General features: G+C 71.0%; 13 protein-coding genes. 6 read left to right on the top strand and 7 right to left on the bottom strand.

The genetic code is table 11. The features are described 5' to 3' along the window. Positions 1 to 67: 67 nt before the first annotated feature. A complete protein-coding gene (locus ACGFZA_RS33245) occupies positions 68 to 562 on the bottom strand; it encodes an inorganic diphosphatase (protein ID WP_123525235.1) in 495 nt (164 codons plus the stop codon). An 86-nt stretch (positions 563 to 648) separates the two neighbouring features. On the opposite strand from ACGFZA_RS33245, the gene dacB reads away from it, so the two are divergent. The 6 genes from dacB to folE all read left to right on the top strand — a co-directional run bounded on the left by dacB (position 649) and on the right by folE (position 8,435). Further along, on the top strand, positions 649 to 2,154 hold the full coding sequence (gene dacB, locus ACGFZA_RS33250; RefSeq protein ID WP_393684089.1) for a D-alanyl-D-alanine carboxypeptidase/D-alanyl-D-alanine-endopeptidase: 1,506 nt from the start codon (positions 649 to 651) through the stop codon (positions 2,152 to 2,154). A gap of 210 nt (positions 2,155 to 2,364) precedes the next feature. Then, positions 2,365 to 3,498: a zinc-dependent metalloprotease gene (locus ACGFZA_RS33255; protein WP_393684091.1), complete on the top strand. Its 1,134-nt coding sequence runs from the start codon at positions 2,365 to 2,367 to the stop codon at positions 3,496 to 3,498. Between the two features lie 201 nt (positions 3,499 to 3,699). Beyond that, on the top strand, positions 3,700 to 4,782 hold the full coding sequence (tilS, locus tag ACGFZA_RS33260) for a tRNA lysidine(34) synthetase TilS (RefSeq protein WP_385277350.1): 1,083 nt from the start codon (positions 3,700 to 3,702) through the stop codon (positions 4,780 to 4,782). A 99-nt stretch (positions 4,783 to 4,881) separates the two neighbouring features. Further along, positions 4,882 to 5,421, top strand: a complete 540-nt coding sequence (gene hpt / locus ACGFZA_RS33265) for a hypoxanthine phosphoribosyltransferase (RefSeq protein WP_037777945.1) — start codon at positions 4,882 to 4,884, stop codon at positions 5,419 to 5,421. A gap of 196 nt (positions 5,422 to 5,617) precedes the next feature. Further along, positions 5,618 to 7,642 (top strand): ATP-dependent zinc metalloprotease FtsH, encoded by a 2,025-nt coding sequence (gene ftsH, locus ACGFZA_RS33270; protein ID WP_385277352.1) that lies wholly within the window; start codon positions 5,618 to 5,620, stop codon positions 7,640 to 7,642. Positions 7,643 to 7,829: 187 nt separating this feature from the next. Continuing rightward, positions 7,830 to 8,435: a GTP cyclohydrolase I FolE gene (gene folE, locus ACGFZA_RS33275; RefSeq protein ID WP_385277354.1), complete on the top strand. Its 606-nt coding sequence runs from the start codon at positions 7,830 to 7,832 to the stop codon at positions 8,433 to 8,435. A 31-nt stretch (positions 8,436 to 8,466) separates the two neighbouring features. Here the strand turns inward: folE and ACGFZA_RS33280 are convergent, their stop codons facing one another. The 6 genes from ACGFZA_RS33280 to ACGFZA_RS33305 form a co-directional block, all read right to left on the bottom strand. Then, the gene (locus ACGFZA_RS33280) at positions 8,467 to 8,949 is read right to left on the bottom strand and encodes a DUF3180 domain-containing protein (RefSeq protein WP_385277356.1); all 483 of its coding nucleotides are present in this window, start codon (positions 8,947 to 8,949) and stop codon (positions 8,467 to 8,469) included. 74 nt (positions 8,950 to 9,023) lie between these two features. Further along, the gene (gene folK, locus ACGFZA_RS33285) at positions 9,024 to 9,635 is read right to left on the bottom strand and encodes a 2-amino-4-hydroxy-6-hydroxymethyldihydropteridine diphosphokinase (RefSeq protein WP_385277358.1); all 612 of its coding nucleotides are present in this window, start codon (positions 9,633 to 9,635) and stop codon (positions 9,024 to 9,026) included. Next, entirely contained in the window at positions 9,632 to 9,991 is a 360-nt protein-coding gene (folB, locus tag ACGFZA_RS33290) for a dihydroneopterin aldolase (RefSeq protein ID WP_326736961.1), read from the bottom strand. The genes folK and folB overlap by 4 nt, the downstream gene beginning before the upstream one ends. Positions 9,992 to 10,203: 212 nt before the next feature. Next, positions 10,204 to 10,686, bottom strand: a complete 483-nt coding sequence (locus ACGFZA_RS33295) for a nuclear transport factor 2 family protein (RefSeq protein WP_393684096.1) — start codon at positions 10,684 to 10,686, stop codon at positions 10,204 to 10,206. Further along, positions 10,683 to 11,480: a dihydropteroate synthase gene (gene folP, locus ACGFZA_RS33300; RefSeq protein WP_385277416.1), complete on the bottom strand. Its 798-nt coding sequence runs from the start codon at positions 11,478 to 11,480 to the stop codon at positions 10,683 to 10,685. The genes ACGFZA_RS33295 and folP overlap by 4 nt, the downstream gene beginning before the upstream one ends. Before the next feature lie 93 nt (positions 11,481 to 11,573). Beyond that, entirely contained in the window at positions 11,574 to 13,415 is a 1,842-nt protein-coding gene (locus tag ACGFZA_RS33305; protein WP_385277361.1) for a phosphatidylglycerol lysyltransferase domain-containing protein, read from the bottom strand. Between the last annotated feature and the right edge of the window lie 3 nt (positions 13,416 to 13,418).

The following is a 13,418-nucleotide window of genomic DNA, read 5'->3' on the forward strand; positions in this document are numbered from 1 at the left end:
ATGCGAACGGGCGGCACACCCCTGAAGGTGTACCGCCCGAAGCGTGCTCAGAACCGCAAGCGGAACGTCAGTGCGCGCCGCCCTGCGCCTCAAGGCGCTTGTAGGAGTTCTCGATCTCGGCCTCGGCCTCGACGCGGCCGACCCAGTCGGCACCCTCGACGGACTTGCCGGGCTCCAGGTCCTTGTAGACCTCGAAGAAGTGCTGGATCTCCAGGCGGTCGAACTCCGACACGTGGTGGATGTCGCGCAGGTGCTCCACCCGGGGGTCGGAGGCCGGCACACACAGCAGCTTGTCGTCGCCGCCGGCCTCGTCCGTCATCCGGAACATGCCGATCGCGCGGCACTTGATGAGGCAGCCGGGGAACGTCGGCTCCTCCAGGATGACCAGCGCGTCCAGCGGGTCGCCGTCCTCGCCGAGGGTGTTCTCGACGAAACCGTAGTCCGCCGGGTAGCTGGTCGAGGTGAAGAGTCGACGGTCCAGGCGGATCCGACCGGTCTCGTGGTCCACCTCGTACTTGTTCCGCGAACCCTTCGGGATCTCGATAACGACGTCGAACTCCACGGGTGGCTCCTCCATGATCAACACATACGACTGATGGTTAAGTGTCCCCCACGGAGTTGTGTGCTCGCGAAAGGGGCTGGTCAACGGTGGCTGATCCGGTGAAAAGACCGTCGATCAATCCGTTCTCCCGCGTTGACAGGACGGCCCTCACGGACCGCCTGGGCATGCGCAACGGACTGAGCGACCGGCAGTTCACGGGCGTCTCCGCCGTCCTGGGCCTGGCGCTCGCAGCCGGCGCCGTCCTTGCCGCCGGTCCCTGGGACTCGGGTCAGCGTAAGGCCGAGCAGGACTGGGCGGCTGCCCGGGCCGGTACAGGTGGCGCACATCACGAACCCGCCGCGCCCTCCGGACCGGCTCCGGCGCCCAGTGCGCAGGCCGTGCTCGCGGCGCTGGGCACCGGTACCGACGACTCCGCGCCGGACGCCGCGGTCGCCCCGGACGGCGCAGCGGCCGGACTGCGTGCCGTGCTGGGCCCCCTGCTGAAGGACTCAGCGCTCGGCACCCGGCGCAGCGCCGTCGTCATCGACACCGCGACCGGAGAGCGGCTGTACGGGCTGGGGGCCGACACGCCCATGACGCCGGCGTCCACCGTCAAGATCGCGACCACCGTCGCGGCCCTGACCGCGCTCGGCCCCGATCACCGCATCCCCACGACCGTCGGCGCCTCCGCCGATCTGCGCACCGTGACGCTGGTCGGCGGCGGCGACCCCACCCTCGACCGGGCGGCCCTGCGCGCCCTGGCCGCCGACACGGCCCGCGCCCTCAAGGACGGCGGGGTCCGTTCGGTGCGGCTGCGGTACGACACCTCCGGCTACTCGGGCCCCGCACTCCACCCGATCGGCCCCAACGAGAACATCGCGCCCGTGAGCGCCCTGATGATGAACGAGGGGCGGCTCGACGACACCTCCAGCGGCCCCGCGCCGCGCAGCGGCGACCCGGCCCGCGACGCGGCGGACGTCTTCGGCGAACTGCTGGACGAGGCCGGGATCACCACCACGGACGGCCCCGAGCCCGGCCGGACGGCCGCGAAGTCCCGGCCCGTCGCCACGCACCTGTCCGTCCCGCTGTCCGCCCTCGTCGAGCGCGCGCTGACCAACAGCGACAACGACATCGCCGAGGCGCTCGCCCGCCAGACCGCGCTCGCCACGGGCGAACCGGCCGACTTCAACGGCGGCCGACGGGCCGTCACCGCGCAGCTGAAGAAGCTCGGCCTGCCGCTGAAGGGTGTGGTCTTCGCCGACGGCAGCGGGCTCAACCGCAAGGACAAGGTCACCGCCGCCCTGCTCGCCGGGCTCCTCGCCCGCGCCGCCGACCAGGACCACGCGGAGCTGCGCCCCGTCCTCACGGGCCTCCCCGTGGCCGGCTTCAGCGGCACGCTCAGCGGCCGCTACACCACGAAATCCGGCGGCACCGGGCTGATCCGCGCCAAGACGGGCACCCTCACGGGCGTCAACAGCCTCTCCGGCACGGTCGTCGACCCCCACGGCCGGCTGCTCGCGTTCGCCTTCCTCGCCTCGGGCACCACTGCCCCGTCCGAGGCGCAGTCGGCCCTCGACGCGCTCGCGACCGCACTGGCCGCGGGCAGGCGATGAGCCGGTCGGCACCCCACCGCGTCCGGGCCGGCCGTCACCGGGGAGCGGATGACGGAGCGGGGCCGGTTGCCCGCGGCCGCACGGCGCAGGACCGGGGCACGGCGGAGCCGTGGTGACGGGCGACGACGCAACGGACGCACGTGCCCGGCCCCGGGACGCCGCCCCCTCATTCGCCGGTCGGACCAGGGGCCGAGCACGTACGGTTGACGCATGACGAGCATCGGTGGTGCCGGGATGGTCGACTGGAATCTCGCGGTCGCGACAGCGACCCGGCTTGTGCGGCCGGGTCCCGAGATCAGCCGCGAGGAGGCCCGCGAGGTCGTCGCGGAGCTGCGCAGGCATGCCAAGGCGGCGGAGGAGCACGTCCGTTCCTTCACCCGGATGATCCCGGAAGGGACCGAGCCGGAGGACACCCCGGTCCTGGTCGTCGACCGGGCGGGCTGGATCAGGGCGAACGTCGCGGGCTTCCGGGAACTGCTCCGCCCCCTGCTGGAGAAGATGGAGGAGCGGCGCGGCGGCGGTACGGGCGGCGCCGTGCTCGGCGCGGTCGGCTCCAAGGTGACCGGCGTGGAGGTGGGGATGCTGCTGTCGTTCCTGGCTTCCCGGGTCCTCGGCCAGTACGAGACGTTCGCCCCCGCCACCCGCGATCTCCCCGCCTCGGCCGACGGCGGCGGCAGGCTCCTGCTGGTCGCCCCGAACATCGTCCACGTCGAGCGCGAACTGGAGGTGGACCCGCACGACTTCCGTCTCTGGGTCGCCCTCCACGAGGAGACGCACCGCACGCAGTTCACCGCGGTGCCCTGGCTCCGCGACCATCTGCAGGGCGAGATCCAGTCATTCCTCGACGAGACCGACGTCGACCCGATGACGGTGCTCGAACGGCTCCGCGAGGCCGCCCAGTCGCTGGCGGGCGGACGGCCCGAGGGCGAGGAGGGCGAGGACGGCGGCCGCAGCCTGGTCGAGATCGTCCAGACGCCCGCCCAGCGGGAGATCCTCGGCCGGCTCACCGCGGTGATGTCCCTGCTGGAGGGGCACGCCGACTACGTGATGGACGGCGTAGGCCCCGAGGTGGTGTCCTCCGTCGGCGAGATCCGGGAGAAGTTCCAGCAGCGCAGGGCGCGCGGCGCGAGCCGCCTCGACCAGGCGCTGCGCAAGCTGCTCGGGCTCGACGCCAAGCTGCGCCAGTACCGGGACGGCGAGCGGTTCGTGCGCGCCGTCGTCGACGAGGTCGGCATGGACGGCTTCAACCGGGTCTGGACCTCGCCCAACACCCTCCCGACCAAGGCGGAGATCGCCAAACCGGAGGACTGGATCGCGCGGGTGCACCGTAAGGCAGAGTCATGATCACGGGCCGCGCACAGGGCGGGGACCCGAGGGCAACGCGCCGGTAATCACCCATCCGAGGGACCGTAGGGGCATGGGAAGGCGTGCAATGCTCGATGAACGGGTTTGCTCTGTCACCATCGACGCACTCTGAGTGACGGCACTTTCGTCCGTCCCGGCACTCGGAGGCACCTCTCCAGAAGCTCACGAAGGGCACCGGACATGGGTCCCCATCCTGCGGTCGCGGCGATACGCCTGGCGGTCCGCCGCGTACTCCACGACGTCATCACCGAATTCGCCGATCAGACCGAACGTACCGGGCGCGCCCCGCACCCCGAGCTCGCCGAGGCCGGGGCGGGCAGGCGGCGCCCCGCGCTCCCCGAACGGACCGATACCCCCCTGGTACTGGTCGCGTGTTCCGGCGGCGCCGATTCCATGGCGCTCGCCTCCGCCCTCGCCTTCGAGGCCCGCAAACTCGCCGTCCGGGCCGGTGGCATCACCGTCGACCACGGCCTCCAGAGCGGCTCCGACGCCCGCGCCACCGAAGTCGTCGGCCGCCTCACCGCCATGGACCTCGACCCGGTCGAGGCCGTCGCGGTGCGTGTCGGCCACGAGGGCGGGCCCGAGGCCGCGGCCCGTGACGCCCGCTACGCGGCCCTGGACGCCGCCGCCGAACGTCACGGCGCCGCCGCCGTGCTGCTCGGCCACACCCGCGACGACCAGGCGGAGACGGTGCTGCTGGGCCTCGCCCGCGGCTCCGGCATCCGCTCCCTGTCCGGCATGGCCGCCGCGTCCGGGCCGGCGGGCCGTTACCGCCGCCCCTTCCTCCAGCTCGACCGGCAGACCGCCCGCACGGCCTGTCTGGCCCAGTCCCTGCCCGTCTGGGACGACCCGCACAACGTCGACCCCGCCTACACCCGTTCCCGGCTGCGCCACGAGGGCCTGCCCGCCCTGGAGAAGGCGCTGGGCAAAGGAGTCGTCGAGGCGCTGGCCCGTACGGCGCAGCTCTCCCGTGACGACGCCGACGCCCTGGACACCTGGGCGGCCGAGGCCGGACGTGACGTTCGCGACGACGCGGGCCGGCTGGAGTGCGCCAAACTGCACGTCCTGCCGCCCGCCGTCCGCCGCCGCGTCCTGCGCCGTGCGGCCATAGAGGCGGGCTCTCCGGCCGGTTCCCTCTTCGCCCGGCACATCGAGGAAGTCGACCGCCTCATCACCGGCTGGCGCGGCCAGCAGGCCATCAACCTCCCCGGCCGCGTCGAAGCCCTGCGCCAGGGTGGCAGACTGGTGATTCGGCAGAGCTGACGCACAAGCGGCTGACATGCAGGCGAGCGGCCGCGCAGGTCCGGGACACCATCCCGGACCCGGCAGGCAAAGAAAGAGACGCGGGTGAACGAGAAGGACATGGGCACCGACCTTCAGTCGGTGCTCCTCACCAAGGAAGAGATCGACGCGAAGCTCGTCGAACTGGCCGCGAAGATCGACGCGGAGTACGCGGGCAAGGACCTGCTCCTCGTCGGAGTCCTCAAGGGCGCGGTGATGGTCATGGCGGACCTGGCGCGCGCGCTGTCCACCCCCGTCACCATGGACTGGATGGCCGTCTCGTCGTACGGCGCGGGCACCCAGTCCTCCGGTGTCGTCCGGATCCTCAAGGACCTGGACACCGACATCAAGGGCAAGCACGTCCTGATCGTCGAGGACATCATCGACTCGGGTCTGACGCTGTCCTGGCTGATGTCGAACCTGGGCTCGCGCGAGCCCGCATCGCTGGAGATCTGCACCCTGCTGCGCAAGCCGGACGCGGCGAAGGTCGCGCTCGACTGCAAGTGGGTCGGCTTCGACATCCCCAACGAGTTCGTCGTCGGCTACGGGCTGGACTACGCGGAGAAGTACCGCAACCTCCCCTTCGTCGGCACCCTCGCCCCGCACGTCTACGGCGGCTGACGGCGCCGTCGGCGAACCCGCTCCGGCTCCGGGGAACCCTCACCGATTTCCCGCCGTTGAGCCTTCGAAGGCGGGTTTGACAGACGTCCTCGGCGGTCGTCGGTGACAATGCCGGTGTACCGTCCGAAGAACAGTCTTTACTCACAGCAGCATTTACCTACGGGCAGGAGGGACGGGGCGACTTCGCTCCGTATGGATGGACGTGAAGCGATACTTCCGTGGGCCGGTCATGTGGATCGTGCTGGCCGTCCTCGCCGTGGTCGTGTTGATGCAGGTCGTCGGCTCGGGTGGCGGCTACAAGACGGTGGACACCGGCAAGGTGATCCAGGCGATCAGTAAGAACCAGGTGGAGCAGGCCAAGCTCACCACCGGTGACGATCACATCATCAAGATCGAGCTGAAGGACGGCCAGAAACTCTCCGGCGAGTCCGGCAGCAAGTTCCAGTCGAGCTACATCGGCAACCAGGGTGTCCAGCTCGCCGACACGCTGCAGAAGAAGTTCGAGAGCGGTGACATCGACAAGGGCTACACCGTCTCGCCGTCGAAGCAGTCCCCGTTCGTCTCGATCCTCTTCTCGCTGCTGCCCTTCGTCCTCATCGTGGTCGTCTTCCTGTTTCTGATGAACCAGATGCAGGGTGGCGGCTCCAAGGTCATGCAGTTCGGCAAGTCCAAGGCCAAGCTGATCACCAAGGACACCCCGAAGACGACGTTCGCCGATGTGGCGGGCTCGGACGAGGCGGTCGAGGAGCTCCACGAGATCAAGGAGTTCCTCCAGGAGCCGGCGAAGTTCCAGGCCGTCGGCGCCAAGATCCCCAAGGGTGTCCTGCTGTACGGGCCTCCCGGTACGGGCAAGACGCTGCTCGCACGCGCCGTCGCCGGCGAGGCGGGCGTCCCGTTCTACTCGATCTCCGGTTCCGACTTCGTCGAGATGTTCGTCGGTGTCGGTGCCTCCCGAGTCCGTGACCTCTTCGAGCAGGCCAAGGCGAACGCCCCGGCGATCGTCTTCGTCGACGAGATCGACGCCGTCGGCCGGCACCGCGGTGCCGGTATGGGCGGCGGTCACGACGAGCGCGAGCAGACGCTGAACCAGCTGCTCGTCGAGATGGACGGCTTCGACGTGAAGGGCGGCGTCATTCTGATCGCCGCCACGAACCGTCCGGACATCCTCGACCCGGCGCTGCTGCGCCCGGGCCGTTTCGACCGGCAGATCGCGGTCGACCGGCCGGACATGCTGGGCCGTCTGGAGATCCTCAAGGTCCACCAGAAGGGCAAGCCGGTCGCACCGGACGTCGATCTCGGCGCCGTCGCCCGTCGTACGCCCGGCTTCACCGGTGCCGACCTGTCGAACGTGCTGAACGAGGCGGCGCTCCTGACGGCGCGCGGCAATCAGAAGCTGATCGACAACGCCATGCTCGACGAGGCCATCGACCGCGTCGTGGCGGGTCCGCAGAAGCGGACCCGGATCATGTCCGAGAAGGAGAAGAAGATCACCGCGTACCACGAGGGCGGACACGCCCTGGTCGCGGCGGCCTCACCTCAGTCGGACCCGGTCCACAAGATCACGATCCTCTCCCGCGGCCGCGCCCTCGGTTACACGATGGTGCTCCCGGAGGAGGACAAGTACTCCACGACGCGCAACGAGATGCTCGACCAGCTGGCTTACATGCTGGGCGGGCGCGCGGCCGAGGAGCTGGTCTTCCACGACCCGACGACCGGCGCTGCGAACGACATCGAGAAGGCCACGGCAACGGCCCGCGCGATGGTCACGCAGTACGGCATGACGGAGCGGCTCGGCGCGATCAAGTTCGGTGGCGACAACACCGAACCCTTCGTGGGCCGCGAGATGGGCCACCAGCGCGACTACTCGGAAGAGGTCGCCGCGCTGGTCGACGAAGAGGTCAAGAAGCTCATCGAGACCGCGCACAACGATGCGTGGGAGATCCTCGTCGAGAACCGCGACGTTCTGGACGCCCTGGTTCTCCAGCTCCTTGAGAAGGAGACCCTCGGCAAGGCGGAGATCGCCGAGATCTTCGCTCCGATCGTCAAGCGCCCGGCCCGTCCGGCGTGGACCGGCTCCGCCCGGCGTACGCCGTCCACCAGGCCGCCGGTGCTCTCCCCGAAGGAGCTCGCCCTCACCAACGGCGCCACCACGGCGAACGGCTCGGTCACGGACACGGTTCCGGCGACCGAGGCGATCCCCGAGGAGCGTCCCGAGAGCTAGACACCGACCCCGGTGTGGCCCCTGTCACGGGGGCTTCACCGGGCCCGGAATGGATGCCGCGCCCCCCAGGTTTTAGCCTGTGGGGGCGCGGCTTTTCCCTTGGGCCCCGTCCGGCCCCGATCCGCCGGACCGGCCCCACACCTGCGCGGATGTCCACGCAGTGACAGCTCAGAGGAACGAGGCACAGATGACCGACCCGGTGACGCTGGACGGCCAGGGTTCGATCGGCGAGTTCGACGAGAAGCGGGCCGAGGCGGCCGTACGCGAACTGCTCCTCGCGGTCGGGGAGGACCCGGACCGGGAGGGGCTGCGGGAGACGCCGGGTCGGGTGGCTCGGGCGTACAAGGAGATATTCGCGGGCCTGTACCAGGAGCCCGAGGACGTCCTGACGACCACGTTCGACCTGGGTCACGACGAGATGGTGCTGGTCAAGGACATCGAGGTGTTCAGTACCTGCGAACACCACCTGGTGCCGTTCCGCGGAGTGGCGCACGTCGGGTACATCCCGGCGACCAGCGGCAAGATCACCGGCCTGTCGAAGCTGGCCCGTCTGGTCGACGTCTACGCCCGCCGTCCGCAGGTCCAGGAGCGGCTCACCACGCAGGTCGCCGAGTCGCTGATGGCGATCCTGGAGCCGCGCGGCGTCATCGTCGTCGTGGAGTGCGAGCACATGTGCATGTCGATGCGGGGGATCCGCAAGCCCGGGGCGAAGACGCTGACCTCCGCGGTCCGCGGACAGCTCCGCGACCCCGCGACGCGCGCCGAGGCCATGAGCCTGATCATGGCGCGCTGACGCCTCCGTCAGGCAGGGGGACGGCGGCGTCCTACGCCGCGGCCGCGTTCTTGTTGTCGTCCTCGTCGTCCGGGAGCTTGCAGACGCGCTCCAGGAAGAGGGCCGCCGCGATCACCGCGAAGCCGGCCAGGACCGCGAAGCCCGCGTAGATGGCCTGATCGCGGCGGGCCGGCATGTCGAGGGAGCCGAGCAGGAAGACGCCCACGCCGCCGTACATCCCGGCGACCAGTGCGACGACGAGCGCGCTGGCCTGGCCGAAGACCACGGCCCGGGCCGCCATCAGGGGCTCGACGCCCTTCGCGCCCGGCCGGCGCTCGCGCTGGGCGCGCAGCCGGGAGCGGAGGGAGAGCGCCGTCGCGAGCAGCACCACCGCGATCACCGCGAGCACGATGGGTGCGGCCAGCGGCACACCGGGCAGGGTGCCGAGGGAGTCCCAGAGGCGGGCGCCGCCCCAGGACAGCACCCCGGCGGCGGCGAAGAGGCCGGCCAGTACTCCGAGCCGTAGTTGCTTCACCGGGTGAGCCGCCCTTCGCCGCCTGTGGATGTCCTGGCCTGTGGGTGTCCTGCTGTCTTCTTCGAGCCTAACGACTACTCGGGCAGCCGGAGTTCCAGGTCGGCCCGGGGCAGTACCCCGCCGCGTCCCACACCGGCCAGCAGGTCGGCGACCGGGCCGGCACCGGGCAGCTGGGCCTCGGGGTCCACGTCGTGCCACGGAGCGAGCACGAAGGCGCGCTCGCGGGCCCGGGGGTGGGGGAGGGTGAGCTCCGGGTCGTCGGAGACGACGTCCGCGTACGCGACGATGTCCACGTCGATGGTGCGCGGCCCCCAGCGCTCCTCACGGACCCGTTCGAAGGCCTCCTCGATGGCCTGGCCCCGCTCCAGGAGCGAGGACGGGGGCAGTGTCGTCTTCACGACGACGACCGCGTTGAAGTACGAGGGCTGGGAGCCGGGTTCGACGCCCCACGGCTCCGTCTCGTACACCGGGGAGACCGCCTTGACCCGGAGGCCCGGGGTGTCTTCCAGGGCGTCGATGGCGCCCTGGAGCGTCTCCAGGCGGTTGCCCAGGTTGGAGCCCAGGGAGATCACGGCGCGTTTGGGGTTGGAGAGGGTGATGTCCGCGGCGTCCACCTGCTCGACCACGGAGGCGGGGACCGGCTGTACGGTCGGGTCGCTCTGCCCCTCGGTAGAAAATGCAGTCATGCTCGGCTCCGGGTGATGGTGACGGTGACGTCGTCGAAGGGGACGGTGATGGGCGCATCCGGCTTGTGGACCACGACCTCCACCTCCTCGACGCCTTCGTGCTTCAGGCACTGCTGGGCGATGCGCTCCGCGAGCGTCTCGATCAGATCGACGGGTTCGCCCTGGACCACGGCGACGACCTCCTCGGCGACCACGCCGTAGTGGACGGTCTTCGTGAGGTCGTCGGCGGCTGCCGCGGGGCGGGTGTCGAGGCCGAGCACCAGGTCCACGATGAACGTCTGGCCCTCTTCCCGTTCCCGGGGAAAGACGCCATGGTGCCCACGGGCCTTGAGGCCGCGCAGCGCGACACGATCCACGCGAATCACTCCTGCTGTTGTTGTCGAAGGGGCACGGAACCGCGTGCGGGCGGCCACGTACCCATTTCCGAATCTACCTGCGAGCGCCGACAGTCCTCCCCCGCGGGGGCTATGGACACGGCGGCACGGGACTGGTAGCCGCTGATACCCCGATGTGCCCGCGTCCAATCCCGCCGAGCCGCCTTTGGTGTTTCCCGCGGCCTTCCGCCCGCTCAGGAGGGGGAGTCCTCGTCCTCTTCCTCGCCGGTTTCGGCCAGTACGGGAGACCCGTGGTGGGACCAGAGCTTCCAGCCGTCCGGAGTGCGGCGGAACACATTGGTCGCGACGACCAGTTGGCCGACGAGCGGCCCCAGGGAGCTGCCCTCCTCGGCGGGGCCGCCGCTGAGGATGTTCTCGGTGCAGGTCACCAGAGCGGTGTCGCCCGTCATGGAGACCCCGACATCGGTCAGGAAGAACTGGATGTACTCGGTGTTCGCCATGATCAGGGCGTAACTGCGCAGTACCTCGCCGCGTCCGGTCAGCACCGGCCAGCCGGGGTGGACGCAGGAGACGGTGAGGTCCTCCCCGGGCAGCCAGAGTCCGGTCAGCTCGTCCAGGTCGCCGCGTTCCATGGCCTCGTAGAAGGCGGTGTTGGCCCGCTCGACCGCCTCGATGTCGTCGGCGGCGGAGGCATGCTCGTCCTGCGGCTCGTTCACGCGGCTCCCTCGACCGCGCGGGCGACCCGCACGGCGTCGGCGGTGGCCCGTACCTCGTGGACCCGGACGGCCCAGGCGCCGGCCCGGGCGGAGAGCGCGGAGACCGCGGCGGTGGCCGCGTCGCGCTCGCGGGCGGGGGGCGGGGCGGCGCCCTCACCGGCCAGCACATGGCCCAGGAACCGCTTGCGGGAGGCGGCGACGAGCAGGGGGCGGCCCAGTGGGTGCAGCGCGTCCAGGCGGGCGATGAGCGACAGGTCGTGGGCGGCGTCCTTGGCGAAGCCGAGGCCCGGGTCGATCACGATCCGTTCGGGGGCGACACCCCCGGCGACCACGGCGTCCATCCGGGCCCGCAGCTCGTCGACGACCTCGGCGACGACGTCCCCGTACACCGCCCTGCTGTTCATGGACTCGCTGAAACCGCGCCAGTGCATGACGACGAACGGCACCGCGGCGGCGGCGACGACCGGGACCATGTCCGGGTCGGCGAGCCCGCCGCTCACGTCGTTGACCAGGACCGCTCCGGCGGCGACGGCCTGCTCGGCGACCCGGGCCCGCATGGTGTCGACCGAGACCGTGACCCCTTCGGAGGCCAGGCCGCGGACCACCGGGACCACCCGCCGCAGCTCCTCGGCCTCGTCCACCCGGCTCGCACCGGGGCGGGTCGACTCACCGCCGACGTCGACCAGGTCGGCACCCTCGCCGACCAGGTCGAGGCCGTGCTTCACGGCAGCCGTGGTGTCGAACCAGCGACCTCCGTCGGAGAAGGAGTCGGGGGTCACGTTGACGACACCCATGACCGCGCAGCGGTCCCACTCCGGCAGGCCCTGGACCGTTCCTCGTCCATGCAACGTACTCATACGACCAGCCTAGGCCCGTCGCGATGCCGGTCACGCCGGGCGGACGCCCTGCTCGGCGGCGGAGGCCCGTACGTGGGGGCACGGGCGTCGTCCGGCCGCCGGCAGCCGGCGGGCCAGGGGGCGGGGGAGCGCGAAGCTCACGAAGCCCTCGGCCTGCATGGCGGCCAGCGAGATACGGGGCAGGTCGCGGGCGGTGCGGTAGACCACGAACCGGGGCTCCCAGCGGGGCCGGAACTTGGCGTTGAACCTGTACAGGGACTCGATCTGGAACCAGCGCGACAGGAAGACCAGCAGCCCGCGCCAGATCCGCAGCACCGGTCCGGCCCCCAGCTTCTCGCCACGGGCCAGGGCGGAGCGGAACATCGCGAAGTTCAACGAGACGCGGGTGATGCCGAGCCTGGGCGCGGCCTGCAGGGAGGCGACGATGAGCAGCTCGTTCATCCCCGGGTCGGCGGCGCGGTCGCGGCGCATCAGGTCGAGGGACATCCCGTCGGTGCCCCACGGGACGAAGTGGAGGACGGCCTTCAGGTCGCCGTACGGGGAGTCGGCGTCGTTCTCCTCGGTCTTGTGGGCGGTGGCGACGAAGCAGTCCCGGTCGGCGCCGTCGCCGATCCGGCCGAGCGCCATGGAGAAGCCGCGTTCGTTGTCCGTGCCCCGCCAGTCGGCGGCGGCCCGCCGGATGCGGGCCAGTTCGGTCTCGCCGATGTCCGCCACGCGCCGGACCCGCGTCTCGTAGCCGCCGCGCTCAATGCGCTTCACCATCTGGCGCACGTTGCGCATCGCGCGCCCGGCGAGCGAGAAATCCGCGACATCCACCACCGCCTCGTCGCCGAGTTCCAGGGCGTCGAGTCCGGTCTCGCGGGTCCAGACCTCGCCGCCGGTCTCGCTGCAGCCCATCACGGCGGGGGTCCAGGAGTGCGCCCTCGCCTCGTCCATGAAGCGCTCGATGGCGCCGGGCCACGCCTCCACGTCGCCGATCGGGTCGCCGCTGGCCAGCATCACCCCGGAGACCACGCGGTAGCAGACGGCGGCCTTGCCGCTGGGCGAGAAGACCACGGCCTTGTCGCGGCGGAGCGCGAAGTGGCCCAGCGAGTCGCGGCCGCCGTGCCGCTCCAGCAGGGCGCGCAGCCGTACCTCGTCGTCCTCGGTGAGCCGAGCGGCCGGGTGTTCCGGCCGGAACGCGAGGTAGATGGTGGTGACGGCCGTCAGCAGGCCCAGGGCGCCGAGCGAGTAGCCCACGGTCCAGGAGGTGTCGCCGGCGTAGTCGACCGGGCCCTCGAAGCCGAACAGCCCGTACAGCACGTGCTGGAGCCGGTCGGCGATGCTGGGGTTCCCGACCAGGCGGCCGGGGTGGACGCTGACGATGACCAGGCCGAGGCCGAGCGAACCCGCGCCGAGCAGGACGAAGTTGGCCAGTGCCCTCCAACGGCTGCGCGGGTCGGGGAGCGCGGCGAATTCACTCCGGTGGCGTACCAGCAGGTAGCAGAGCGTCAGCGACACGACGGTGCCCAGGACCGAGTGGCGGTAGACGAACTGGGCCACCGCACCGGCCGGGAGAAGGACGACGGCGGCCCGCCAGGCCCGTCGCTTGTGCCGTTTCAGGCCGTGGGCCAGGAGCAGCAGCAGGACGCCGGCGCTGAGTGCGAGCGCTGCGGCGAAAGGACCGAGGGCTCCGGGGAGCACCTCGGCGAGGGTGTGCATCCGGCTGTGCCGGAAGCGCGGGAAGACGCCCGCTGCCACGTCGATCAGGCCGACGGCGGTGCAGGCGGTGCCGACGAGGGCCGGCACGGTCTCGGGTCGCGGTCCGTGGGCGAACTTGCGTACGCCCTTCGGAACCAATCCCGATTTATCCCCATCTAGCGTGACAGACATCGC

This window comes from Streptomyces sp. NPDC048211 (assembly GCF_043202315.1).
In the GTDB taxonomy this organism is placed as follows: Bacteria; Actinomycetota; Actinomycetes; order Streptomycetales; family Streptomycetaceae; genus Streptomyces.

Coding starts and splice junctions, on each gene's coding strand:
- ACGFZA_RS33305 (WP_385277361.1), bottom strand. CDS start 13,415: ATGTCTGTCACGCTAGATGGGGATAAATCGGGATTGGTTCCGAAGGGC.
- folE (WP_385277354.1), top strand. CDS start 7,830: ATGACCGACCCGGTGACGCTGGACGGCCAGGGTTCGATCGGCGAGTTC.
- hpt (WP_037777945.1), top strand. CDS start 4,882: ATGGGCACCGACCTTCAGTCGGTGCTCCTCACCAAGGAAGAGATCGAC.
- ftsH (WP_385277352.1), top strand. CDS start 5,618: ATGGACGTGAAGCGATACTTCCGTGGGCCGGTCATGTGGATCGTGCTG.
- ACGFZA_RS33255 (WP_393684091.1), top strand. CDS start 2,365: ATGACGAGCATCGGTGGTGCCGGGATGGTCGACTGGAATCTCGCGGTC.
- folK (WP_385277358.1), bottom strand. CDS start 9,635: ATGACTGCATTTTCTACCGAGGGGCAGAGCGACCCGACCGTACAGCCG.
- folP (WP_385277416.1), bottom strand. CDS start 11,480: ATGGGTGTCGTCAACGTGACCCCCGACTCCTTCTCCGACGGAGGTCGC.
- tilS (WP_385277350.1), top strand. CDS start 3,700: ATGGGTCCCCATCCTGCGGTCGCGGCGATACGCCTGGCGGTCCGCCGC.